Raw genomic sequence first — 24,119 nt, 5'->3', positions numbered from 1 at the left:
GCTGCACGGGCTAAAAATTTGTTTCATTCGAGTCGCAGGCTTTGCCGTCAATGGCACATGGGCTTGAGAGAGTTTGTCGTTGCTTCGCCGATGCCGCTCTCGCGACGTTCCGTATCCGATTGCTGGAACTGACCGCGCTCCGTACCCTCTTGCCATGAAGCAGGATCTGGCTCCCATTGGCCTTCGCCAAGTACAGCACTCGCAAGATCACCCAATGTAAAACCCAGCGCTGGTAGGGCAGCTGCACTGCCAGCATCTGTGCGGTTTGCTGAATTCATGTAAGCACAGTATTTGTCGTAATCTCTCGCGATTAATCGTGTTAATTCTGTCGCAAGATCGTAAGAAAGTGAGCAGCCTTCGTCTGGGCGTATGAACGATTTCCCCGACCAGAATTGCTGAATCGTATTTACATTCCAGAACTCCGCGCGTTTCTGCTCATCCTCACGATGCGAGAAAATGCCACGGCGAGGATCCCGGTAAAGAGGCACTATCTGCCTTTCCATGTTTACAGCAGTGCCTTCGTTGAGCCAGGCAGGGATTGCCAGTGGCGCGATCAAGCAATGCGTCAGTTCATGCGCGATAATCGGCTCCATGACAGCGATCTCCGAAAGCACAAATACGAAATGACCATAACCGCGCTGGATGAACATCCCGCTCGACATGGCGAACTCGCCGCTCGCTGGATAATAGTTGCCAACATAGTTGTAGTAGTCGTCCATGTTGTCGAAGACAAGTACGACATGCGGACCGTTGCCCCAGGCTGACGCAACGCCACGCAACGCCCTCAGAATACGGTGTCGAGAGCGCTCGCAAAATTCCACAGCTAATTGCAATTGCCTGTCTTTCAGGCTCGAAAACACTGCGAACGACTGAGATTGTTCGATGCTGTAATGATCCCCCAAATGCATACGCAGCGCCTTGAGCCATGTCAGTGCAGCGCTTCGCCAGTAGCTCCCAAGGGCTGCCGCATCTTTATCTTTGTACTGCTTTGCCTCTTCGTGAGCTACTTTCCAATCGACTATCGGCATCGTCGTATCGTGGCACCATGTCAGCTGCGGCTGAGAAATCTGAGGATCCTGATCCATGCAATCTTTTACGGTTCGATCAGCTCGATTAAAAATGCGCTTGAACAATTGAATCATTTTCGCCTGTTCCCGGGTTGGTCGCAGGAGTTTATACGAGCCGCCTGTTTCACTTCTAAGTTGAGCATGGCCGGAGATCACCTCGTACGGCCGATTAGTTGCGATTCACACCGATACCGACACTCTAGTGTCGTGCAAAGATTGGCACGATATAGAGATTAATTTTATCCCATGGTTGTGTCCGCACGGACGTTCGTTGTCCGTGCGGACATGATCGCAATCGTTCGCTGCGCGAGATGTGGCGCGGTTTTGCTGCTGGCACGATGCATGCTGAAGGCGAACAAGGCATTGCACTCGCGCTGCCGATTTTCGACCGGAGCAGATTCACATGACGCCTGACCGCCGTGCTTTTCTCAAAACCTCATCGGTATTGGCTGCGGGCCTTGTCTTCGCGCGACACGTTAGCGCCGCGGCGAAAGATTCGGCGCCCACGCCTTACGCCGAGGCCATCGTGATCGACGGCAATCTCGTGCCGCCGCTCGATGATGCGGGCGCGCTGGATCAGACTACAACCCTCGCCGTGAAGTCCTCCGGGCTGACCGCGCTCAAGGCGACGATCGGCGGCAGCGCCGGCGATTTTGCGCAGACCAATGCAGACATCGATGGCTTCGATCAAGGCATCCGCGCGAATCCGGCGCTGTACATGAAGATCGAGCAGGCCGCCGATTTTCTGCTGGCAAAACGCAGCGGCAAGATCGGCATCATTTATTCGTTCGAAGGCGTGGAAATGCTTGAGGCGAAAGTCGAGCGCATCGACCATTTTCGCAAACGTGGCGTACGCGTGATGCAGTTGTCATACAACCGCCCATCGCCGTTCGCCTCAGGCGTGTTGAGTCCGCAGCCGTCTGCCGGATTGACCCAACTCGGGCGCGATGCGATCCAGCGCATGAACACGCTCGGAGTTTCGCTCGACCTCAGTCATTGCGATGAGACATCGACGCTGGCCGCGCTCGCGGCATCCAGCAAACCCGGCTTGATCACGCACGCCGGATGCGCCGCGGTGATGGCGCATCCGCGCAACAAGAGCGATGCGGTGTTACGCGCGATGACGAGCAAGGGCGGCGTGGTCGGCATCTATGAATTGGCGTTCCTCGCGCGCGCGCCCCAGCAGCCAACGCTGGACGATTATCTGCGCCACCTCACCCATGCGCTTAAAATTTGCGGCGAGGATCATGTCGGCATCGGCAGCGATGCGTTGCTGATGCCATTCGATACATCGCCGGAAAACATGGTCGAATGGAACAAGGATATCGCCGCGCGCAAGGCCAGTGGTGTCGGCGCGCCGGGCGAAGGTCCGCCGCCGTTCGTGATCGGCTTGAACCGGCCCGACCGCTACCGCGTGATCGCCGATACGCTCGTTCGCCACGGCTACAAAGGCCGTGTCATCGACAAGATTCTTGGCCTCAATTTTCAGCGCGTTTTTGCCGAAACCTGGATAAGTTCAGCCGCTTGATCCGGGTGTCAAAAGTCTCTGAACAAAAAGCGCCGACATGCCGTGCTAGCATCCTGCGCAACTTTCGGGAGAGAACGATGCGCGTGAATAAACTGGCGATGATGCTTGCGCTGCTGCTCGGTGCGACACAGGCGTATGCGGAAAATCCGACGATCAACGTTGATGGTTTGACGGCGCCGGTGCTTGGCCAGGTCACGAACTGGCGGCGTGATATCCACGCGCATCCCGAACTCGGCAATCGCGAATTCCGCACCTCGAAAATTGTCGCCGATCAGCTCAAGAAACTCGGGCTTGAGGTGCAGACCGGCATCGCCCATACCGGCGTGGTCGGTATTCTCAAAGGCGGCAAACCTGGGCCGCGCGTGGCGTTGCGTGCAGACATGGATGCGTTGCCGGTGACCGAGCAGGTGGATGTGCCATTCGCCTCGAAAGTGACCGCTGAATATCGCGGCGAAAAAGTTGGCGTGATGCACGCCTGCGGTCACGATTCGCATACCGCGATCCTGCTCGGCGTCGCTACCGCACTGGCCGGCATGCGCCGCGATCTGCCGGGCGAAGTGATGTTCATCTTCCAGCCCGCCGAAGAAGGCGCGCCGGAAGGCGAGGAGGGCGGCGCACCGCTGTTGATCAAGGAAGGCCTGTTCAAGAATTTCAAGCCGGATGCGGTGTTCGGCCTGCATGTGTGGGCGGGTTTGCACGCGGGTGAAATCGGTTACCGCAGCGGGCCGTTCATGGCGGCTTCGGATCGTTTCACGATACTCGTGAAAGGTGAGCAGACGCACGGTTCCTCGCCGTGGCGTGGCATCGATCCGATCGTCACCGCGGCCGAATTGATCACGTCGGCACAGACCATTGTCAGCCGCCAGATCGACATCACGCGCCAGCCGGCGGTGGTCACGTTCGGCGCGATCAAGGGTGGTATTCGCTACAACATCATTCCCGATAAAGTCGAGCTGGTCGGCACGATTCGCACGTTCGACGAAGACATGCGCAAGGATATTTTTCATCGCTTGACCAACATCGCCGAGCATACCGCCGCTGCGAACGGTGCAAGTGTGGAAACGCACATCCCGGCCGATGTCGGCAATCCGGTCACGATCAACAATCCGGCGCTGACCACACGCATGTTGCCGAGTTTGCAGCACGTCGCGGGCGCGGATCATGTCAGCGAAATTGCCCTAGTCACCGGCGCGGAAGATTTTGCGTATTACGCGCACGAAGCGCCGGGCCTGTTCTTTTTTGTCGGCGCCACGCCGAAGGATCGCGACCTCGCGAAAACGCCGAGCAACCATTCGCCGAAATTCTATCTCGACGAATCCGCGCTTGATCTCGGCATGCGTGCGCTGACCCAGGTCACGCTGGATTTTCTCGGCGGCGCGCATACGACAAAGTGATTCGACGGCCATCCGTCGCACGCTTGATCGCGGCACTTTCGCCGCAATAACGCGTCTGACGTAAACACAATGGCAAGTACGCTGCGAGAGCAAGCACTTGCCATTTGTTGCGTTACCCCTTCACCGTGCTGCGCTAACGCGAGACAATAGCGCGGTTATTTTTCTTTCGCGGCCGCAGCCCCCTGCCACGGCCACACAAATCCCGGAGTTCTGTTATGGCTGAGCCAACCTTCACCGCGCCCGCTGGCGGCGCCAAGATCACGATCAACAACGGCACGCTGAACGTGCCGAACAACCCGATCGTGCCGTTCATCGAAGGCGATGGCACCGGCGCGGATATCTGGCGCGCCTCGGTGCGTGTGTTCGATGCCGCCGTCGAAAAAGCCTATGGCGGCAAGCGCAAGATTCACTGGATGGAAATCTACGCCGGCGAGAAAGCCAACAACCAGTTCGGCACGTGGCTACCGAATGCGACGGTCGAAGCCTGTCGCGAATATCTGGTGTCGATCAAGGGTCCGCTGACCACGCCGATCGGTGGCGGTATTCGCTCGCTCAACGTCGCCTTGCGGCAGATGCTCGACCTGTATGTGTGCCTGCGCCCGGTGCGCTGGTTCAAGGGTGTGCCGTCACCGGTCAAGCATCCGGAAAAAGTCGAGATGGTGATCTTCCGCGAGAACTGCGAAGACATCTACGCCGGTATCGAGTTCGAAGCCGGCACCGATGCGAACAAGAAGTTCCTCGATCTGTTCAAGGAAAATTTCCCGAAAGAGTTCAGCAAGATTCGTTTCCCGGAAACCTCGGGCATCGGCATCAAGGCGGTGTCGAAGGACGGCTCGGAGCGTCTGATCCGCGCCGCGATCGAATACGCGATCACCAACAATCGCAAGAGCGTGACCTTCGTGCACAAGGGCAACATTATGAAGTTCACCGAAGGCGCGTTCCGCAACTGGGGTTACGCCTTGGCCGAGCGCGAATTCGGCGATAAGGTCTACACTTGGGAGCAGTGGGAAAAGACCAAGGCCGCCAAGGGCGAGGCTGAAGCCAACGCCGAGCAGAAAACCGCCTTGGTATCGGGCAAGATCCTGATCAAGGATGCGATCGCCGACATCACCTTGCAGCAGGTGCTGACGCGTCCGGAAGAATTCGACGTGATCGCCACCTTGAATCTCAACGGCGATTATTTGTCCGACGCGCTCGCCGCGCAAGTTGGCGGCATCGGCATCGCACCGGGCGGCAACATCAATTATCTGACCGGTCATGCCGTGTTTGAAGCTACCCACGGCACCGCGCCGAAGTACGCCGGCCTGGACAAAGTCAATCCGGGTTCGGTCGTGCTCTCCGGTGAAATGATGCTGCGCTACATGGGCTGGACCGAAGCCGCCGATGCGATCATCAGCGCGATGGACAAGGCGATTGCCAGCAAGCACGTGACCTACGATTTCGCGCGTCAGATGGACGGCGCCACCGAAGTCAAATGCTCCGAGTTTGCCGATGAGTTGATCAAGGGTTTGTAATCCTACACAGCGGATTTTTGCAATCGACAACGAGGCGCTGCGGCGCCTCGTTGTTTTTCGGCGATTCGAATTGAGCGAGATGTACGCGTTTGTTGCAACATTGATGCGCTCGCGTTTTTTAATCGTGTCCTGGCTGATTCTGCGGAAAACCATACAACACGCCCTGCACAAAATCGCAGTGCATCGCGCGTAACAAATCGCGTTGCTGCTGGGTCTCGACGCCTTTCGCGATCACTTGCAATCCGCTCTGGTGACACAGCGCAATCATCGATTGACACAAGCGGCGCTGATGTATGTTGTGTTCAATTTGAGCGATGAACGGCTCCGCCAGCTTGACCGCATCCACCGGTAAACTGGTCAGCGCGTTCAGGCTGGAATGTCCGCTGCCGAAATGATTGATCACGATCTGGTGGCCGCGCTCGCGCAGCAGCGGCAACACGTTTTCGACGTCTTCGATCATGATGCTTTCGGTCAGCTCCAGCATGAGCTGTTCGGGGCGCACGCCGTATTCGGCATGCAGCCAGTCGAGCAGGCCGACGATGGTTTTGTCACGCAGATCGTGTGCGGTGATGGTGACCAGCAGGCACAAAGTCGACGGCGCATGGCTGAGTTCGATGAACGCTTGCGTCATCACCCAGGTGGTCATTTCACCGATCAGACCGGCTTCTTCGGCTAACGGCAGAAAACACTTCGGCGAGACGCTGCCGAACTCTGCCGAGGTCCAGCGCAGTAGCACCTGATAGAAGCTCGCCTCATCGCGATCATGTTGCATGACCGGCTGATAGACCACGCTGAACTCGTGCCAGATTCCCTGGCGCATCGCTGCCAGCAATCGCTGGCGCTCGGCGATTTCTTCGCGCATGCCTTCGTCGAACACCACGATGGCATTGCCGCCACGCCGTTTGGCGCGATACAGCGCGATGTCGGCTTCGCGTAATACGTCATCGATCGAGCGCGCTTCGGGCTGCTCGTTGAAACTCAAACCGCTACTGGCAAGTAGATAGAACCGCTGCCCACCAAGCTGCAGCGGTTTGCCGATTTCAGTGAGGATTTTGCGCAGCAGGGTGATCCGGCTGCGCTCGTCACTCGTTGGCAGATACAACGCAAATTCGGCTTCTGCCGTGCGGAACAATTGCACAGGCGGATCGTCATGGCGTTGCAGGATGTGCGTTACCGCCTGCAATAGCTGATCGCCGATGGCGTGACCCCAAGTATTGTTGATCTGGCTGAAACGGTCGATCGTCAGCAACGCCAGACAATACGGCGTCAGCGCCTCGCCCTGCCGTGTTGTCAGGGTTCGCAAGGAATGATCATTGCGCAGGCCGGTGAGTTCATCGTAACGGATGCGATGCAACAGCTCCATGCGTGCCCGTCGTACACCGACGATCGCGACATAACAACGGACGATCAGGATCGTTTCCATGACGACGGTGACGCCGAGCAACAGCAACGATTCGGGATGTTCGGACAACGGTATCGGCAAACTGCCGAGTAGGATCATCGGTGCGCTGATCGCGACAAAAATCAGCGCCACGCGCCAGCGTCCCCACGCCGGATAGGCGGGCAACCCGGGATCGGTCAGGTGCACCATTTGCGGCAGCAACGCGGACGCCCCGATCAAGCTACACGACAGCCACGCCAGCACATGCCAGCGGCCGTCGTGCGCCGTGCTGGGCATGTGCAAATGCGGCCCGTAAAAATTCAGCCAGAGAAAATCACCGACCACCATCGTCAGCAGCGCGAGCGAAAGCAGGCTCAGCAATACGCTGTTGCGCCGCGCGGTAAGCACGATACTCAGGACACCAGCGAACAGACTCAGCCTGACGATCGGCGGCCACAACAACACCAGAAAATTAGTTTGCGCAGCATCGATCCGATCCCACCAGACGATCAAAAAATACCGCAATACAAACAGGCCGCAACCCAGACAGATGATCGTGATATCAAGCCACAGCACCGGATTACGTGCCAGCGTGCGCCGTCGCGTGATGGCAATACAGAAGCCGAGAAGGCTGACGGTGACAGCAAAACCGAGCACCATATGCAAGCTCGACTCTGCATCCAAGAACAACGGCAACATGCCATGCAGCAGCGACAATACGCTCCATGCCAACAGCAGATACCACGGCCGCCCCTGGGTCGGTCGATAGTGACGAATGCCGTAGCACACCACGATCATGGTGAGGATTTGCTGCGTTATCCGAAGCAGCAGATCGGCGTTCGGCAATAGCGATTGCCCGATCAGCAGCGCGACTTGCAACACACAAAATACGAACGCCAGCCAATAACGCTGCAGTACAAAGCGCAATCGATCGGGCAACGCAAATTTCGCCGCGTTAAAAAAATCCCGCTCCGACGATATTTCATTCATCGGCAGTCCAGCGCAAATTCAGCTCGCCATGTTCAGGCGTTTTGGCGACCGGTTTTCCGTACCACCAGCCCTGTGCAAGATCACAATCCATCGCCAGCAATATTTCGTGCTGAGCATAGGTTTCCACACCTTCGGCGACGACCGCCCAGCCGTTGTCGCGACACATGCTGATCAAGGCACCGCATAGCGCACGCTGGTTCAAGTCGTGCTCGATATTCGCAATGAACGAGATATCCAGTTTTACACTGCTGACCGACAAGGTCATGAGATAGCTCAGGCTGGAATAGCCGGTACCGAAATCATCAATCGCAATCCGGTAACCACGTTCGCGCAGCAGCGGTGGGATGTGCTCGAAATCCTCGATCAACGCGCCTTCGGTGAACTCCAGCGTGATGCGCGCGGGATCGATTGCATATACCCCGGCGAGCCGATCCAGGATCGGTAGAAATTCCGGATCGCACAAATCGTGCGCCGAAATATTTATCGACAGGTGCTGATCGTCCGGCATTTCGCTCAACTGCAAAAATGCCTGCGAAAGCACCCAGTGGGTGATCTCGCAAATCAACCCGGCTTTTTCCGCGATCGGAATAAATAGCGCGGGCGAAACCTCACCCAATTCTGGCGACGTCCAGCGCAACAACACTTCGTGCGACGTGGTTGTGCCGCTGTCGAGCGTGACGATCGGCTGATAGACGAGCCTGAATTCGGCACCCATGCCTTGGCGCAACGCATTGACAATGCGATGGCGTTCGGTGATCTCGAAATGCATCTGCGGCACGAACAGGCTGAGCGTATTCGGGCCCTGCAATTTCGCGCGAAACAGTGCAGTTTCGGCATCGCGCAGCAGGGTTTCCGGTGATGTGTTGATGGCATCGGCATTCTGGCTGATGCCGATATTGGCAGACAGGAAAAGCCGGTGTTCTTTGACTTGCAACGGCAGTCGCAGTTTCTGCAGCAAATCACGGGAGAGGCGTTGTATCAGCTTGCCCTGCCGTGCGGAATAAATGGGCAACAACAGCGCAAAAACATCGCCTTGCATCCGATACAGTTGTACACGTCGCAGCTTGCTATCACGCAGCATCCGCGCGACCGCAAGCAACACCTGATCGCCGACGTCGTATCCCCAGGTGTGATTGATCTGGCTGAATTTGTTGATATCGAACAAGCCCAGTGCGAACGGCGTTGCAGACGTATGCCATACCGCCAAGGTCTTGCGTAAGGCGTTTTCGTTTGGCAGCCCGGTCAACGTATCGTTTTCGATGCGATGTAACAATTCGCTGCGCGCGCTGTGCATGCTGCGGATCGCGATATTGCAACGCGCCAACAGTGCGGCCTGCATGACTATCGCAGTGATGACCATGAGCCTGGTTTCGGGGTGCTCAGGCAATGGCCACGGTGCACCCGCCAATGCGGTGAGCGCAAAGCAGATCACGCAAAAAATCAGTGTTACCTGGGCAGGCCCCCACAGCCGATAAACCGATTGGCCGGGTTCGGTCAAATTTCGCATATCCGAGCTAAGCGCGGCCAAGCCGAATAGGATGAGTCCGAGCGCCGCAACCGCATTCCATGCCTGGCTGTAAACCGGCAACTGCAAGCCATGCAACAACGACACATCGAGACGCATGATTTCGGTGATCAGCAAGGCCGCTTGCGCCAGCAAAATCAGCGACAACGACAGACTGAACCGGCGCATCGTCAACGCCACGCCCATGATGCCGCCAGCGATCGCCACGTGCACCATCGGCAACACCAGGATCCGCAGGCTGGCGAGCGGATCGGCATCGACCAAATGCCACCACTCTGCCGTAATGTAACGCAGCGCCAGCAAGGCGCCGCAGAGCGTGATGATCGCAATATCCAGCCAGACCAACAGATCGCGGGTCAGGTTGCGATAGCGCACCAACGTGGCGAAAAAAACAATGGTCAGCAGGTTCGAGGCGAAAATCAGCACCAAACGCCAGATCGAATCAGCTTGGCCATTCAACAGTGCGCGCAGAAACCACAGCGGCACGCTGGCGCCGAGTAGCAACCACGGCAACGTATGCGCGGGCCGATGGCGATACATGCCATAGATCAGCGCGACGACGACGGTGGCGCACACCGCGCTACGCGCCAGATCGGCAAGCTGTGGAGAATCCTTGCGTGCCAGCAGAACCAAAATACTTAGCGCCGACAGAATGAGCACGTATCCGAAAAACAGAACAAGCGAACTCGGCGAGGGCGGCAGATCCCGCTCGCTCAAGTTATTGCTCTGCGGTCGCCACTCCATAGCGCGCACCCTCTTGTTGGTCTTACGCAGAATCCTAGCGCATGCGCTGGATTTTTGTCTGTACGCCAGCGTATCAAAGCATAGTTTTGTTTACACCGCGCCGCGAAAATCGCAGAGTTGCCGCGGCAGATTCAACCGATGCCATAGCCTATTGATGGGTGCATCTGACGGAAACCATTGGGCCGGGATTTTTGTTCAGCATCTTTTTTTCCGACTCGGCACGCAATTCCGCCGCGGGCATGGTCGTGGTCGCTTCAAGCGCCGCCGCTACTGAAAAATAGCCGTGTGTGAACAATAGTCCTCTGGATTGATGGTGCAGGGTTTGCCAAAACGATTTCATACATTTCTCGCTGGGTCTGGTGAAAAGTCGATGGCCGCGGTGAAATTCGCCTGCGGCCTGCCCTTAAGAACTTTTTCCGCGCGAGCCTGCCGCGATGAATGCTGCAGTCACACGCGCGCTTACTTGAGCCGGATCAAAGATAGACTTGCCAAGGCGAAGCAAAAAGCGAATGCTTTGCAACATCTGCTTGAAGAAAACTCAAGATGAGCAAGCCTGACCTGTACGCCCTGCAAGCCTTCGTCACCGCGGCACGCACGCGCAACCTGACGCGCGCTGCCGAACAATTGCATCTGACCGTGAGCGCGCTGAGCCATCAGATGCGCGGCCTCGAAGAACGTCTCGGCAAACGCCTGTTCACGCGCAGCCCGCGCGGCGTCAGCCTGACCGACGATGGCCAGCGCCTGCTGAGCGCCGTCGAAGGCCCGATGGACAGCATCGATCGAGCGTTTGCGCAACTGCATGGCCGCGCCAGCACGGGCTTTACCCTCAGCGCATTGCAGTCGTTTGCGTCAAGCTGGCTGATGCCGCGCCTCGGTCGTTTTCTGGCGCTGCATTCCGGGCTGGAGTTGAATCTGCAAACCGGCGCCGAGCTGGTCGATTTCAGCCGCGAAAGTATCGACGCCGCGCTGCGTTTCGGCCCCGGCAAATGGCCGGGCTTGCTGGCCGATCATTTGTTCGACGAATGGATCACGCCGGTCGCGAGTCCGTTGTTGCTGCAACGCCTCGGCAAACCCAAACTTGCCAACTTCGCCGGCTACCCGTTGCTGGCCGATCCGGGCAATCGCTGGCGCGACTGGTTCAAACAGTTCGGCGGCACCCCACCAAAACGTTATGTGGCGAGTTTCAACGATACCGAAATGCTGCTGAAAGCCGCGGTCGAAGGCATGGGCATTGCCCTGGGTCGGCATACGATGATTCAGCCGCTGCTCGACAATGGCCGGCTGGTGGCGCTGACCACGCGCAAGATGCCGTCGAAATACGCGCATTATCTGGTCTATCCGCCGCGCTCGGCCGAGCTGCCCGCGCTGATCGCGTTTCGCGAGTGGCTGCTCGCCGAAGTGCAGATCGAGGCGCGCGCGGTACGCAAGCCACCAGCGGACGGCTAGACTGCGGACATGAATGCTGCCGACTCGATCGATCCGCCCAACGACGAATCCCTCGCGCGCGATTGCGCGTTGGAAATACGCCGCCGATTTGCCGACTATCACACGCGTTTTCGCGCGATCACACAGCGTGCCAAACGCCGTTTCGAACAACGCGAGTGGGCCGCGGCGCGACTGGATTCGGTCGAGCGTATCGAGCTGTACGATCTCTGCGCCGGTGAAACCACCGCATGGCTCGAAACGACGCTCGGCACACGCGTGACCGAGCGCGATTTGTGGGCGCTGATTTTCCGCAATTACAGCGAGCTGATCGCTGCACTGCTCGATCAGGAAATGAACAAGACGTTTTTCAACACGCTCACGCGACGTTTTTTCAAGACCCGCGGCGTCGATGCGGCGATCGAATTTGTCGCGCTCGATATCGAGCCGACCGATGCCATCACCCATCCGGTGGCGCGACACAATTACATCGCCACGCAGGATCTGGTCGCGCTGTTCCGCCGCGCGTTGGAAGACTATCCGTTCGCTGCGGCATTTGCCGATGCCGAAGCCTGTGCGCAACGTGTCGCGCTCGCCGTCACCCAACGCATCGGCCATTGGGGCGTCGAACCCGTGCGCGCGCTCGAGCTGCTCGAAACGGTGTTTTATCGCGAGCGGCGCGCCTATCTGGTCGGGCGCATCTTTGGCGACGAACGTTTCGCTCCATTCGTCATGGCACTCGTGCACGACGAGCAAGGTATCCGTGTCGATGCGGTGCTGACCGAGCGCGATCACGTCGCGGTTTTATTCGGCGTCACGCGCGCGTATTTCCAGGCCGACCTTGCCACAGTCGGCGATGCCGTGGTGTTCCTGCGCACTTTGCTGCCGCGCAAGCCGATCGATGAACTCTACACCGTGCTTGGTCGTGCAAAACAAGGCAAGACCGAACGCTATCGGCACTTTTTTCATTACCTCGATACGCATGCCGACGAATGCTTCGTGCACGCCGACGGCGAGCGCGGCATGGTCATGGCCGTGTTCACGCTGCCGTCGTATCCGCTCGTGTTCAAACTGATTCGCGACCGCTTCGCCTATCCAAAAGAAATGCTGCGCCAGGATGTGATGGACAAATATCAACTGGTGTTCAAGCACGATCGTGTCGGACGCTTGGTGGACGCGCAGGAATTTCGCCACCTGCGTTTTCAGCGCGCGCAATTCGCACCCGCGGTGCTCGATGAATTGCTCACGAGTTGCCGTGATAGCGTGATCGAAGATGGCGATGAAATCATCCTGATCCACATGTATGTCGAGCGCCGCCTGCGCCCGCTCAATCTGTTTGTGCGCGAGGCGCCGATGCACCTCGTGCGCACCGCCGTGCTCGACTACGGTCAGGCGATCAAGGATCTCGCTGCGAGCAATATTTTCCCGGGCGATCTGCTGCTGAAAAACTTCGGCGTAACGCGTCATGGCCGCGCAATTTTCTACGACTACGATGAGCTTTGCCTGCTCAGCGAATGCCGCTTCCGCGCGATGCCGCAGGCACGCGACGAAAGTGATGAAACCGTGGCCGCGGGCGACTGGGTTTATGTTGGCCAGAACGATGTTTTTCCCGAGCAATTTCTGCGTTTTCTCGGCCTCAGCGAACCGTTGCGCGAAGCACTGATGGAAACCCATGGCGAAATTTTCGACGTGCGCTGGTGGCTCGCGCAACAGGAGCGGATCAAGCAAGGTGTTTACGCCGATCTGCCACCGTATGTGGATGCCAGCCGCGTCGCGCGCAACTAGCCGCGCGACCAAGGCCGCACAGCAAAAAACGCAGGCCGCGTGTTACTCTTCGTGTCCCACAATCCTGCATCGGAATGCGTCATGAACAAGCTCATGCTTACGCTGGCACTCACCCTGATATTGAGCGCGTGCCAGCAGCAAGGCGCGCCAATGGCCGCCGCACCGGCGCCCGCAGCAAAACCTGCGCCGCTCGATCAACCAGCGCAACCACCGGCGCCTAAAACCGCCGATCAACTGGCTGCAGAAAAATACGACAGCGTGCTCGCTGGCGACTGGCGCGATGCCAAGAACAAGGCGCGCGACGGTTATCGCCATCCGAAGGAAATGCTGCAGTTTTTCGGCCTCAAACCGGACATGACGGTGATCGAAATCACGCCAGCCGGCGGCTGGTTCACCGAAGTGCTCGCGCCGTTCCTGCGCGATGGCGGCAAATACATCGGTGCGGTGTATGACGAGAAAGCCGAGGGCGCGTCGAAGTCCACCGAAAGCAGCAATCTAAAACTCGAAGAGAAACTCAAGGCGCGCCAGGATGCCTACGGCCCCGCGACCCTCACGCGTTTCACCACCAAGGTGCCGACGTTCGGTGCGGACAATTCGGCCGACATGGTGCTGACCTTCCGCAACGTGCATAACTGGAGCGAAGGCGGCACCGCGCCGCAGATGTTCCAGGCGTTTTTCAAGGTGCTCAAGCCCGGCGGCATTCTCGGCGTGGAAGATCATCGCGCCGCTGCGGGCGCGGCAGCGGATGCAAGCATGAAACTCGGTTACCTGCCCGAGGATTATGTGATCAAACTCGCCACCGACGCGGGTTTCAAACTCGTCGGCAAAAGCGAGATCAACGCCAATCCGAAAGACACCAAGGACTACGCCAAGGGCGTGTGGACCTTGCCGCCGGTGCTCACGCTGGGCGAAGTCGACAAGGATAAATACCTGGCGATTGGCGAGAGTGATCGCATGACCTTGAAGTTCGTCAAACCGCAAGGCGACACGATCTTCCACTCGCCGGATCCGACCGAAAAGAAATAACTGCTGACCCTCGTAATTCGACCTGTGCCGAGCCCGCCACGACGGCAGCGCGGCACAGGTCGTCGGTCGCAGTTACCGGTTTCAAAACACGTTCAAGCGAGTACTAGCCGTTGCTGATCCTGCTCAACAAACCCTATGGCGTGCTGTGCCAGTTCACCGACACCGCCACGCCCGCGCGGCCCACGCTGGCGGATTACGTACGCGAGCCCGGCGTGTATCCGGCGGGCCGGCTCGACTTCGATAGCGAAGGCCTGGTGCTGCTCACCGACGACGGCGCGCTCGCACAGCGCATCACCGATCCGCGTCACAACACCGAAAAAACCTATTTGCTGCAGATCGAAGGTTTGCCCACCGAAAAAGCGCTGCGGAAATTGCGCGACGGCGTGTATCTCAACGATGGTATGACCTTGCCGGCGCAAGTCGAATTGCTCGGCAAGGCGCCGGGCTGGTTATGGCCGCGGGTGCCGCCGATTCGCGAACGCCGCGCGATCCCGACGCACTGGCTCAAACTCACGATCAACGAAGGCCGCAATCGTCAGGTGCGACGCATGAGTGCCGCGGTCGGTCTGCCGACCTTGCGTCTGATCCGCGTGCGCATCGCCGAGCATGAACTCGGTGAATTGAAATCCGGTCAGATGCGTATTGTCAGCGGCTGATTTTCGCGCGCGTACCGGCGACTGACGAAGCTGGAGTTGTTTCGAGTTCGATGAAACCGGAGTGTGACATGACCTTCAAGGATCATTTCTCGGGCCACGCGAATATCTATCGCGACGCGCGTCCGCATTATCCGACCGAGCTGTTTGTATGGCTTGCGAGCCAAGCGCCGGATCACGATTTGGTATGGGATTGTGGCTGCGGCAACGGCCAGGCCAGCATCGCCCTCGCGACACATTTTCGCGAGGTTTTCGCCAGCGACCCGAGCGCCACACAGATCGCCGCCGCGGAGGAAAATCCACGCGTGCATTATCACGTTGAACCGGCTGAACAGACCTCGCTCGCGAGTGGCAGCGCAAGCCTGATCACCGTCGCGCAAGCACTGCACTGGTTCGACTTCGCGCGCTTTTATGCCGACGTGCGGCGCGTACTGAAACCGCGCGGCGTGATTGCCGCATGGAGCTACGCCGACTGCAGCGTCACGTCCGCGATCGATGCACTCAAGGATCGTGTCTATATCGATCTCGTCGGCCCGTATTGGCCCGCCGAGCGCCGTTACGTCGAAAACGGTTATGCCGATCTACCGTTTCCGTTCGAGGAAATCATCGCACCGCCGTTCGAGATGCATATCGAATGGACCGCCGCACAATTCATCGCTTACCTGCGCAGCTGGTCAGCCAGCCAGCGTTATCTGCAAGCGCAAGGCCACGATGCCGTGGCATTGGTCGAAGCGGAATTGCGCGAGGCGTGGGGCGTTGCATCGCGCGCCGTGCGCTGGGCTCTGGTGTTGCGAGTTGGCCGCGTGTAATTGGTCGACATTTGCCGACCATCACATCAAGCATCGTTGTACATCTGCAGAAATGCAGTCTGCATATCCGATTCCGCGATATGAAGAATCAGCGTTCGCTTCAACTCGACATGCGGGTGAATGGCAAAGCCCTTCGTGAACCGAAACACTTCTTCCAATGTCTGGGATTCGTGCCACGTTGTCATGACAAACGCTTCGTCGGGTATCTCGCTGTAGCCGAATTCCTCAAGATTCGCGATATCGACCAAATCATCCCACAGGCTGCATTCGTCGCCCCACGCGAGCATGTACAAACAGCCGGATTTGACCAGCCATTCGCTGGCGATGATTCGCCACTGCGGCGTCACTTTTTCTTCGATCACCACGATCGCGCGATACGCGCCGCATCGCGCTTATATCCGGGAAATCACCGTCCGTTGATAGGCGCAAATACTCGATCAGATTTTTTTGCACTTTTTGCCGATCAACGATTCGTCAGCTGAATCTCGATACGCCGATTGCGCGCATAAGCGTCATCGGTTGCCGCGGTATCCACCGGCTGGAATTCGCCGAAGCCGTTGGCGGCGAGGCGATTCGCCGGGATCCCTTGCACGACGAGATATTTGACGATCGCGACGGCGCGCGCGGTGGAGAGTTCCCAGTTCGACGGGAAACGTTCGTTGTGGATTGGGCGGCGATCGGTGTGGCCGTCGATGCGCAATACCCAGTCGATGTTCGATGGAATTTCGGCAGTGACTTGCTTCAGGGTTTGCGCGAGTTGACCGAGCTGGCCATCGGCCTGCGCGCCGAGATCGGCGGACGCGGTATCGAACAGGATATCCGAGGACACCATGAAACGATCGCCGACCACACGAATGTCGGCGCGATCACCAAGCGCCTCTTTCAGCTTGCCGAAAAATTCCGAACGATAACGCGCGAGTTCGTTGACCTTGTTGGCGAGCGCGAGATTGAGCTGCTTGCCGAGATCGTCGATCTTCGCATCCTTGTTCTTGACGCTGGCGTTCGCCAGATCGAGCGACGCGGTCAGCTGGCCGAGCTGATCGCGCAACGCGGCAAGCTGGCGATTCAGCAACTCGACTTGCGCGGCCGATTGCGCGGCGAGATCGGTCTTGGCCACGAGATCTTTTTTGGAGTCGTCGAGCTGCGCGCCCATGCTCGCGATGTGGCTTTCGAGCTGCTGCTTGAGTTCGGTCAGCGCGGCAATATCTGCACTCAGTTTGGCGGCCTCGGCCTCGCGTTGCGTGAGCGCGAGTTGTGCCGCATCGCGCGCGCCAGCAGCGGCACCGAGCGAGACATTGAGCTCCTGCGACTTCGCGCTCAGCGTGGCGTTTTCGCTTTGTGTCAGCGACAGCGTTTTTGCGAGCGCAGCGATCTGGTCATTGAGATCGGCCAAGGCTTTATTTTTTCCAACCAGCGTTTGCGACAGCACGAACTGGCCGACCGCAAAGATCAGCAACACGAACACCATCACCATGATCAATGAAGAAAGCGCGTCGACGAATCCAGGCCAGATATCGAGCGAACGACGGCGGTGCGACAGCGATCTCATCCGTTGCTCCCGCGCTTGTTATCCATCGCGGCGGCGATGGTGCGCGAGAGCAGGCGCAGCTCGGCGCGCAGGTCTTCCGACAAGCGCGCGACTGGCGCATCGTTGTGACTCATGCCGCGTAACACGGTTTTCAATTCTTCCTGGGTTTCGGCGGCGGCATGACGATCGCGCGCATCGCGGCCAAGCAGATCGGTCAGGCGCGCGAGCTGCGCATTCAGTTCACCGAGCTGCTCGTTGCCGCCGCGCCGCTCACGTTCGCTCTCGCCGATCGCGCGCTGCATGCGATCGAGTCCATCGGCGGTTTGTTCGAGCAGCGCCTGCACGTACGCCGGTACGCTGGCATCGCCTTCGCCGAGCGAACCACCCGAAGAAAGTTTGGTCATGCCCGACAGCCATTCTTCGAGTTCGTTGTAAAAACGGTTCTGCGCATGCCCGGCCTGCAGGTCGAGAAAACCGACGATCAGCGATCCGGCCAAACCAAACAACGACGTCGAAAAACTGGTCGCCATGCCAGAGAGCGGCATCCTCAAATTTTCTTTGAGCTGGGTGAACATCTGCGCCGAATCTCCGCCGACATTGAGCGAACCGATGATGTCGGCGACCGAACGAATCGTCACCAGCAAGCCCCAGAACGTGCCGAGCAGGCCGAGGAAAATCGACAGGCCAATGAGATAGCGCGACAGATCGCGAGATTCTTCGAGGCGCAGATAAACGCTGTCCAGAATCGAGCGCAACGACGGCGCCGACAACGCCGCGCGACCGCGTTCGCGACCGGCCAGCAAACGCGCCATCGAGGCGAGCAGGCGCGGTTTCTGCGTCGGCGGGCGATCTGGGTCGGAACGACGGAACGCATCCATCCAGTCCACTTCACGATTCAGTAAAAGTACCTGGCGCAGGTTGACGAAAATGCCGACCGCCAGCACGCCGAGAATCACCGTATTGAAAAACGGATTCGCGGCAAAATTTTGTGCGAGTTTCGGTGCCAATAAAATCGCGAGCACCGCAATGGCGGCGAGAAATCCGAGCATCCACACAAGGGCGCGATTAGGGCGGGTCATGAAGGGTTATTCCTGCTGATGGCGTGGCAATGATGCGCGGACTTGCGGACTCTTCTGCGACCCGCTCAGTTGGGATTGGTTCCTGATGCTCGTTACCCTGCGCTGGGATGACAGCGCTTTTTTAACTTGCTTGCTAGCTGTTGATGCGATGCAATCACTCGCGTGGCTTGGCGCGCGCGGTTGGTGTGGCCGACCACGGATCTTCCGGCCACGGGTGTTTTGGATAACGGCCTTTCAGCTCCTTGCGGACTTCGGGATAGGTGCGCTCCCAGAAACTTTTCAGATCCTGCGTGACCTGGATCGGACGCTGCGCTGGCGACAGCAGGTGCAGCACGACGGCGATGCGACCCTTGGCAATGCGCGGCGTGTCGGCGAGGCCGAACAGCTCCTGCAATTTCACTGCGAGCACGGGCGGTTGATCCGGTGTGTACGATAACTTGCGTTCCATACCGCTCGGCACGCGCAGCGCGGTGGGTGCGTGCTCATCGAGTTGCCGGCGCGTGTTGAAATCGAGCATGGCAGACAAGGCTTCACCGAGCTCTTCGGCGCGCAGTGAACTCAGTCGCGTCTTGCCGTTCAAGAATGGCCCGAGCCATTCGTCCAATGTCGCCAGCAATGCGACATCGCCGATATCGGGCAGATTCAACTCCGGGCACCAGCCGCGCAGGCAGCCGATGCGCAGGCGCAGCTCGATGGCGTGATCGCTCCACGGCAAAACTTCAAGGCCAAGTTCGCGCACGCCGGCTAACAGCAAGCGCGTCGACTCCGCCGCATCCACGCGCATGCCGGTCTTGCGTTCGAGCACAAGTGCGGCGAAACGTTGTTCCTCGTAAACGTCGATAGCGCGGGTATCGCGATTGAAATGTGCGATGCGTTCGCGCACGAAACGATGCGCAAAATCGCGTTCCAGCAACGCCGGATCGAACGGCGCGGCGGCGAGAATCAGACTGTCGCGTTCGTCAAAGCGCAGGTCGACCACAACCAGCCACGGCTCGCCATACAGCGCCGTATTTTCGTGCAGGCGCGCGCCGCGTCCGTTGCTCAGCGTGTACCGCCGCGGATTGTCCGGGTCTTGCCGTGCGACGCGATCAGGAAACGCATGCAACAACAAATTGCCGAGCGTCAGCAGATCGGTACGACTGTCACCACGCTCGCGCAAACCAAGACGACGACGCCAACTGCTCGCCGCCTGATCGAGTGCGGCGAGCGCGCCGCTATCCGCACCGAGGTTACGCGCCGCACGCGCGCCTTCGCGACGCCATGCATCGAGCGCTTGCCAACGGTTGCGGAAATCATCGCTGCGCCCACTCTCACCTCGCAGCGGGCTGCGCGCCTCGATCAGCGCGAGCAGATCGCAGGCCAGCGAGCGCTGTTGCGTCGATGCACGCAATGCCGCAGCGGCGAGACGCGGATGCGTGCCGAGTGCGAGCATGTCACGACCGAGCGGCGTCAAACGCGCCGCATCATCCAGCGCACCGAGCAGACCGAGCAGTTCGCGGCCTTGCGCGAGCGCACCACTCGGCGGCGCATCCAGCCATTGCAAGGTACCGGAACCCCACGCCGCGAGTTCGAGCGACAATGTGGATAATTCCACTTGTGCAATTTCCGGCGTGCGCGCGGGATCAAGACGCCGGCTTTGTGGCCACAACCGGTAACACACCCCGGCGGCAACACGACCTGCGCGGCCGGCACGCTGATCGGCCGAGGCTTGCGAAATCGCGACGCTTTCCAGTCGCGTGAATCCGCTTTGCGCATCGAAGCGCGGCTCACGCGCCTGGCCCAGATCGATCACCGCGCGAATGCCCGGCAAGGTCACGCTGGATTCGGCGACATTGGTCGCGAGCACGATGCGCCGCGAATGATTTTCGGCGGGGCGCAAGGCGAGATGTTGCTCGGACAGCGATAGTTCACCATGCAGCGGCACGAGCGTCAGCGTATTGTCGACGGCGAGCGCGGACAGCACATCTCGCGCTCGATCGATCTCGCGTTTGCCCGGCAGAAATACCAGCACATCGCCTTCGCTTTCTGTCAGCGCCTGCTGCGCGACGCGCTTGAGATGGAATGGCCAATCCTCCTGCGCCTTGGCCGACGGATACTCGATGCGCACCGGATAACTGCGGCCCGCGCTGCTCAGGCGCGGCGCGTCCAGCCAGCGCGCGATGCGCTCACCATCCAGCGTGGCTGACATCACCAGCAGGCGCAGTTCGGGGCGCAGACTCGCCTGCACATCAAGCGCGAGCGCGGCGCCGAGATCGCCATGCAGGTGACGTTCGTGGAATTCGTCGAACAGGATCGCGCCGATGCCGGGGAGTTCCGGATCGCTCTGCAAAAGCCGCGTGAGGATGCCTTCGGTGACGACTTCGATGCGCGTACGCGACGATATTTTGGCTTCGAAACGGATGCGATAACCGACCGTTTCGCCAACTGCCTCACCGAGTTGCGCGGCCATGAATTCCGCTGCCGCGCGTGCGGCGATGCGGCGTGGTTCGAGCAGTAGAATTTTTCCGCCAGCGAGCCAGGGTTGATCGAGCAAAGCCAGCGGCACTTGCGTGGTCTTGCCCGCACCGGGCGGCGCTTCGAGTACGAGGCGCGTATGTGCGGCGAGCGTACTGCGCAGCTCGGGTAGGAGGGTCTGGATCGGAAATTCTGCAGCGCTCACGGCAACCATCGATAGGCGAGGCGCGCAGTGTGCCGCAAGCCTCGCGTCGGTGCGAGCACTCACGGATATTTCGGGTGTGAAAAAGACGATCCCGCCGGGCGGCGGGATCGTCGGATCAAACCATGCGGATTGGAATTACTGGCAGACCAGCCCATTCAAGTACAAGCTGAACAGGCGGTTCCAGGTGCGCGTTCCCGAACCACTCGGACCGGGCAGGCCCGAGGTATTGGTGTAGGTGAATTGCGCTGTATTGCAGTCGGAAAAGCTGAATGTGACATTGCCCCAAATACCGGATTGCACGCCGTTATTGCCGACCAAGACTACAGGTGAGGTTACCGACTGCGCGCCGATGTTGAACACCGTATTGCCTTCAAGGTTCAATGCCGTGCCGTCGGCCGCGTAGGCGACCCAGGTGAACAGCAGATAGCGCTTGGTCGCGCTGTCGGCGACCACCGGTGACTGGTAGATCTGGATCAGCATGTTCTCGTTGTTCAGCGTGGTGACGTAGTTGCCGCTCTGGAACCCACTGACCGGCATCGGCTGGAACGCCGCCGGATAGGTTGCCGCGGTCGGAGCATACGCCGGGATATTGTTGATGAAAGTCTTGCTGGTGCTCTGGCCGAACAGGTTGTCGAAGCGCAATGAAAACGAGTTGTTGAAGTTCTGCACGTTGTACGACGCGTCCGGGTAATACTCCAGCACGTACGTCGTGCTGTTGAACACGGAGATGTTGGTCGGCTCGCCCTCGAGAATGGTATTCGGCTCGCGCGCCAAGCGGATGTAGTCGCGGTACGTCAAATCATCAAAGCCCACGCCACTGCTGGTCTGGGCCATGCGGATATCCGGAAACAGAGGATATTGGGTGGTCAGCTCGGCGGCGCGTTGAATGCGCATGAGCGTGGCCGAAGCGGCTTGACCGGTCAGGCTGGGGCAGGCGACGCGCCACACCGAGATGGTTGCGGTTTCGATGATGTATTGCGTACCGTTATAAGCCGCCAACGGCACCTGTGCCGAATAGACCGGGCCACTCGTTGTGGTCGGCAACGGATTCGACAAACAGCTCGGCGGATAGGCGCGATAGCTGCTCGCGCTGACTTCATCGGTCGAATTGTTCTGGCGCGTTCCGGGCGCAATGCCTTGCGTAGAAACGCCGCCAAGAGTGCGCTCTGGGTTCGCAAGCAATCGCTGCACCAGGGCATGGTTCGTAGCTACAGCTTCGGCCTGCGCACTCACTTGGGCTGCGCTGAAAGCCGCGGAAGGAGTTACGGACGAAGCAACCGCAGCGCCGCTCAGGGCGAGCAAGGCGAATGCGGCAACACCGCGCAAGGTGGCGGATGGAATGAACATGGCAAATCTCCTGCAGCGCTGTGGACGCAACCATGACGTCTTGACAGCATGTTTTTCGGCAATGAATTGAGTATGAGATCGAACCTGTGGCACACGCATTGGCATTATGCACAGCTGCGCAGCCTAACGCACAGACGTGACTCTCGTTGACATCAGCGCCAGAGTCAGCCGCGAATCGTTTCGGATGGATGACGTGGAGTTTGTCGCACGTACGGCACAGCGCGAGGCAATCTGCCGCGTGAGAAATCAAGATAAGGCAATCACGCGACGACAACGCTACAAAAAACAATCCCGCCATTCCGGCGGGATTGTTGTGGGCGTGACATTTGAAACTACTGGCAAACGATGCCGTTGATGTTGAGATTGAGCAAGCGGCTCCAGGTACGTGAACCACTGCCAGTGGGGCCGGGCTGGCCCGAATTATTGGTATAGGTGAACTGCGATGTATTGCAATCGCTGAAGGTGAAAGTCACATTGCCCCATAGACTCTGGCCACCGTTCGTGGTGACGACAACTACCGGGGACGATACCGTCGTGTCGCCGATGTTGTAGATGGCGTTGCCCTCGAGGTTCAACGGCAAACCATCGGCCGCATATGCAACCCAGGTGAACAACAGAGCGCGCTTGGTCGTGTCATTCGGTATTTCGTAAACCTGAATCAGCATGTTTTCATTGCTCGGGGTGGTCTTGTCCACCCAGTTGCCGCTTTGATAACCGCTGATCGGCATCGGCTGAAATGCTGCAGGATAGGTCGCGTTGGTGGGCGCATAAGTCGGCATTAGACCGCTGTAGAAGTAGTTATTGCCATTGAAGAAATTATTAAAGCGCAGGCTGAAGGCGTTGTTGTAGTTCTGCACATTGTAAGCAGGGTCGGGAATGTATTCGAGTACATAGGTTGTGCTATTGACGATCGGATCATCTGCATAAACGGTTGAGATCACGGTATTCGGCTCGACGGCGTTGCGAATAAAATCCCGCCCCGTCAGATCGTCGAACCCAACCCCACTACTGGTTTGCGCCATACGAATGCCGGGGAACAGTGGGTATTGTGTGGAATCGCCTTCATACGCCGCCTGACGCTGAATGCGCATCAACGTGGCCGAAGCGGATTGCCCGGTTAAACTCACACACGCCACACGCCAGACCGAAATGGTCACTCCCTCGAGAACATAGCTAAGGGAGTTTGGATCGTATTCGCTAAGATTGACTGGCAATGATATTACCGGGCCACTGATCGTGCTCGGCAACGGATCGGAAAGGCAGCTTGGTGGGTAGGCACGATAGCCGTTGGATATCACTTCATCGGTGCTGTTATTTTGATTTGTGCCGGGCGTGCTCGCCAAGGTACGCACGCCGCGGTTGGCCGATATCGAAGCGCCATTTTTTGTGACCGACGCCAAGCGCGATCGCAGATTGCTGCGCTCTGCCGCGACGGCAGAGTCATCGCGCTGCAGCGTAGTCTGACTGCTTGCCGATGTAGCGGCAGGCCATTGTCGCGGGGAACTACTTTGTGCAAACGCATTGGCGCTGATCATGGCAACCAGACCGAGCTCAACTACACCGAGTATGGAAAATGTTTTGTTTAACATGAGAACTCTCCTGCAACGCTAGGGAACGCAACGACCACGTTAGCGACAGCATGTTTTCAAACCAATGAATCGCCTGTGA

The 24,119-nt window shown here is 58.7% G+C and carries 17 protein-coding genes and 1 pseudogene; 8 read left to right on the top strand and 10 right to left on the bottom strand.

The window, feature by feature from the left end:
• Positions 1–47 precede the first annotated feature (47 nt).
• Positions 48–1,142: a hypothetical protein gene (locus ELE36_RS19145; RefSeq protein WP_129836165.1), complete on the bottom strand. Its 1,095-nt coding sequence runs from the start codon at positions 1,140–1,142 to the stop codon at positions 48–50.
• 328 nt (positions 1,143–1,470) lie between these two features.
• On the opposite strand from ELE36_RS19145, the gene ELE36_RS19140 reads away from it, so the two are divergent.
• The 3 genes from ELE36_RS19140 (at position 1,471) to icd (ending at position 5,503) form a co-directional block, all read left to right on the top strand.
• Complete coding sequence (locus tag ELE36_RS19140) at positions 1,471–2,595, top strand: dipeptidase (RefSeq protein ID WP_129836163.1); 1,125 nt, start codon at positions 1,471–1,473, stop codon at positions 2,593–2,595.
• Positions 2,596–2,672: 77 nt separating this feature from the next.
• Positions 2,673–3,989, top strand: a complete 1,317-nt coding sequence (locus tag ELE36_RS19135; protein ID WP_129836161.1) for an amidohydrolase — start codon at positions 2,673–2,675, stop codon at positions 3,987–3,989.
• 215 nt (positions 3,990–4,204) lie between these two features.
• A complete protein-coding gene (gene icd / locus ELE36_RS19130; RefSeq protein ID WP_129836159.1) occupies positions 4,205–5,503 on the top strand; it encodes an NADP-dependent isocitrate dehydrogenase in 1,299 nt (432 codons plus the stop codon).
• A gap of 118 nt (positions 5,504–5,621) precedes the next feature.
• Here the strand turns inward: icd and ELE36_RS19125 are convergent, their stop codons facing one another.
• The 3 genes from ELE36_RS19125 to ELE36_RS19115 all read right to left on the bottom strand — a co-directional run bounded on the left by ELE36_RS19125 (position 5,622) and on the right by ELE36_RS19115 (position 10,483).
• The gene (locus ELE36_RS19125; RefSeq protein WP_129836157.1) at positions 5,622–7,874 is read right to left on the bottom strand and encodes a putative bifunctional diguanylate cyclase/phosphodiesterase; all 2,253 of its coding nucleotides are present in this window, start codon (positions 7,872–7,874) and stop codon (positions 5,622–5,624) included.
• Positions 7,867–10,143: a putative bifunctional diguanylate cyclase/phosphodiesterase gene (locus ELE36_RS19120; protein ID WP_129836155.1), complete on the bottom strand. Its 2,277-nt coding sequence runs from the start codon at positions 10,141–10,143 to the stop codon at positions 7,867–7,869. Before ELE36_RS19120 ends, ELE36_RS19125 begins: the two co-directional genes overlap by 8 nt.
• A gap of 148 nt (positions 10,144–10,291) precedes the next feature.
• Entirely contained in the window at positions 10,292–10,483 is a 192-nt protein-coding gene (locus ELE36_RS19115) for a hypothetical protein (protein ID WP_129836153.1), read from the bottom strand.
• Between the two features lie 203 nt (positions 10,484–10,686).
• On the opposite strand from ELE36_RS19115, the gene ELE36_RS19110 reads away from it, so the two are divergent.
• The 5 genes from ELE36_RS19110 to ELE36_RS19090 all read left to right on the top strand — a co-directional run bounded on the left by ELE36_RS19110 (position 10,687) and on the right by ELE36_RS19090 (position 15,838).
• Complete coding sequence (locus tag ELE36_RS19110) at positions 10,687–11,589, top strand: LysR substrate-binding domain-containing protein (protein WP_129836151.1); 903 nt, start codon at positions 10,687–10,689, stop codon at positions 11,587–11,589.
• A 9-nt stretch (positions 11,590–11,598) separates the two neighbouring features.
• Positions 11,599–13,350, top strand: coding sequence for a bifunctional isocitrate dehydrogenase kinase/phosphatase (gene aceK / locus ELE36_RS19105; RefSeq protein WP_129836149.1), 1,752 nt, complete (start codon positions 11,599–11,601; stop codon positions 13,348–13,350).
• An 81-nt stretch (positions 13,351–13,431) separates the two neighbouring features.
• Positions 13,432–14,376: a class I SAM-dependent methyltransferase gene (locus ELE36_RS19100; protein WP_129836148.1), complete on the top strand. Its 945-nt coding sequence runs from the start codon at positions 13,432–13,434 to the stop codon at positions 14,374–14,376.
• A gap of 110 nt (positions 14,377–14,486) precedes the next feature.
• On the top strand, positions 14,487–15,032 hold the full coding sequence (locus ELE36_RS19095) for a pseudouridine synthase (RefSeq protein ID WP_129836146.1): 546 nt from the start codon (positions 14,487–14,489) through the stop codon (positions 15,030–15,032).
• Positions 15,033–15,100: 68 nt separating this feature from the next.
• Positions 15,101–15,838, top strand: coding sequence for a class I SAM-dependent methyltransferase (locus ELE36_RS19090; protein ID WP_129836144.1), 738 nt, complete (start codon positions 15,101–15,103; stop codon positions 15,836–15,838).
• A 26-nt stretch (positions 15,839–15,864) separates the two neighbouring features.
• Here the strand turns inward: ELE36_RS19090 and ELE36_RS19085 are convergent.
• From ELE36_RS19085 to ELE36_RS20885, 6 genes and pseudogenes are all read right to left on the bottom strand, one after another.
• Positions 15,865–16,212, bottom strand: a pseudogene (locus ELE36_RS19085) (DUF7684 family protein); the annotation flags it as partial.
• Between the two features lie 89 nt (positions 16,213–16,301).
• Positions 16,302–17,387 (bottom strand): peptidoglycan -binding protein, encoded by a 1,086-nt coding sequence (locus ELE36_RS19080; RefSeq protein ID WP_129836140.1) that lies wholly within the window; start codon positions 17,385–17,387, stop codon positions 16,302–16,304.
• The gene (locus ELE36_RS19075) at positions 17,384–18,445 is read right to left on the bottom strand and encodes a flagellar motor protein MotA (protein WP_129836138.1); all 1,062 of its coding nucleotides are present in this window, start codon (positions 18,443–18,445) and stop codon (positions 17,384–17,386) included. The genes ELE36_RS19080 and ELE36_RS19075 overlap by 4 nt, the downstream gene beginning before the upstream one ends.
• Before the next feature lie 154 nt (positions 18,446–18,599).
• Entirely contained in the window at positions 18,600–21,113 is a 2,514-nt protein-coding gene (gene hrpB, locus ELE36_RS19070; protein WP_129836136.1) for an ATP-dependent helicase HrpB, read from the bottom strand.
• Positions 21,114–21,239: 126 nt separating this feature from the next.
• Positions 21,240–22,451: a hypothetical protein gene (locus ELE36_RS19065; protein ID WP_129836135.1), complete on the bottom strand. Its 1,212-nt coding sequence runs from the start codon at positions 22,449–22,451 to the stop codon at positions 21,240–21,242.
• 332 nt (positions 22,452–22,783) lie between these two features.
• Complete coding sequence (locus tag ELE36_RS20885) at positions 22,784–24,040, bottom strand: hypothetical protein (protein ID WP_242512309.1); 1,257 nt, start codon at positions 24,038–24,040, stop codon at positions 22,784–22,786.
• Between the last annotated feature and the right edge of the window lie 79 nt (positions 24,041–24,119).

Source organism: Pseudolysobacter antarcticus, from assembly GCF_004168365.1.
GTDB classification, from domain to species: Bacteria; Pseudomonadota; Gammaproteobacteria; order Xanthomonadales; family Rhodanobacteraceae; genus Pseudolysobacter; species Pseudolysobacter antarcticus.
The sequence above is the reverse complement of the archived record's forward strand: the minus strand, read 5'-3'. Positions and strand labels throughout refer to the sequence as shown.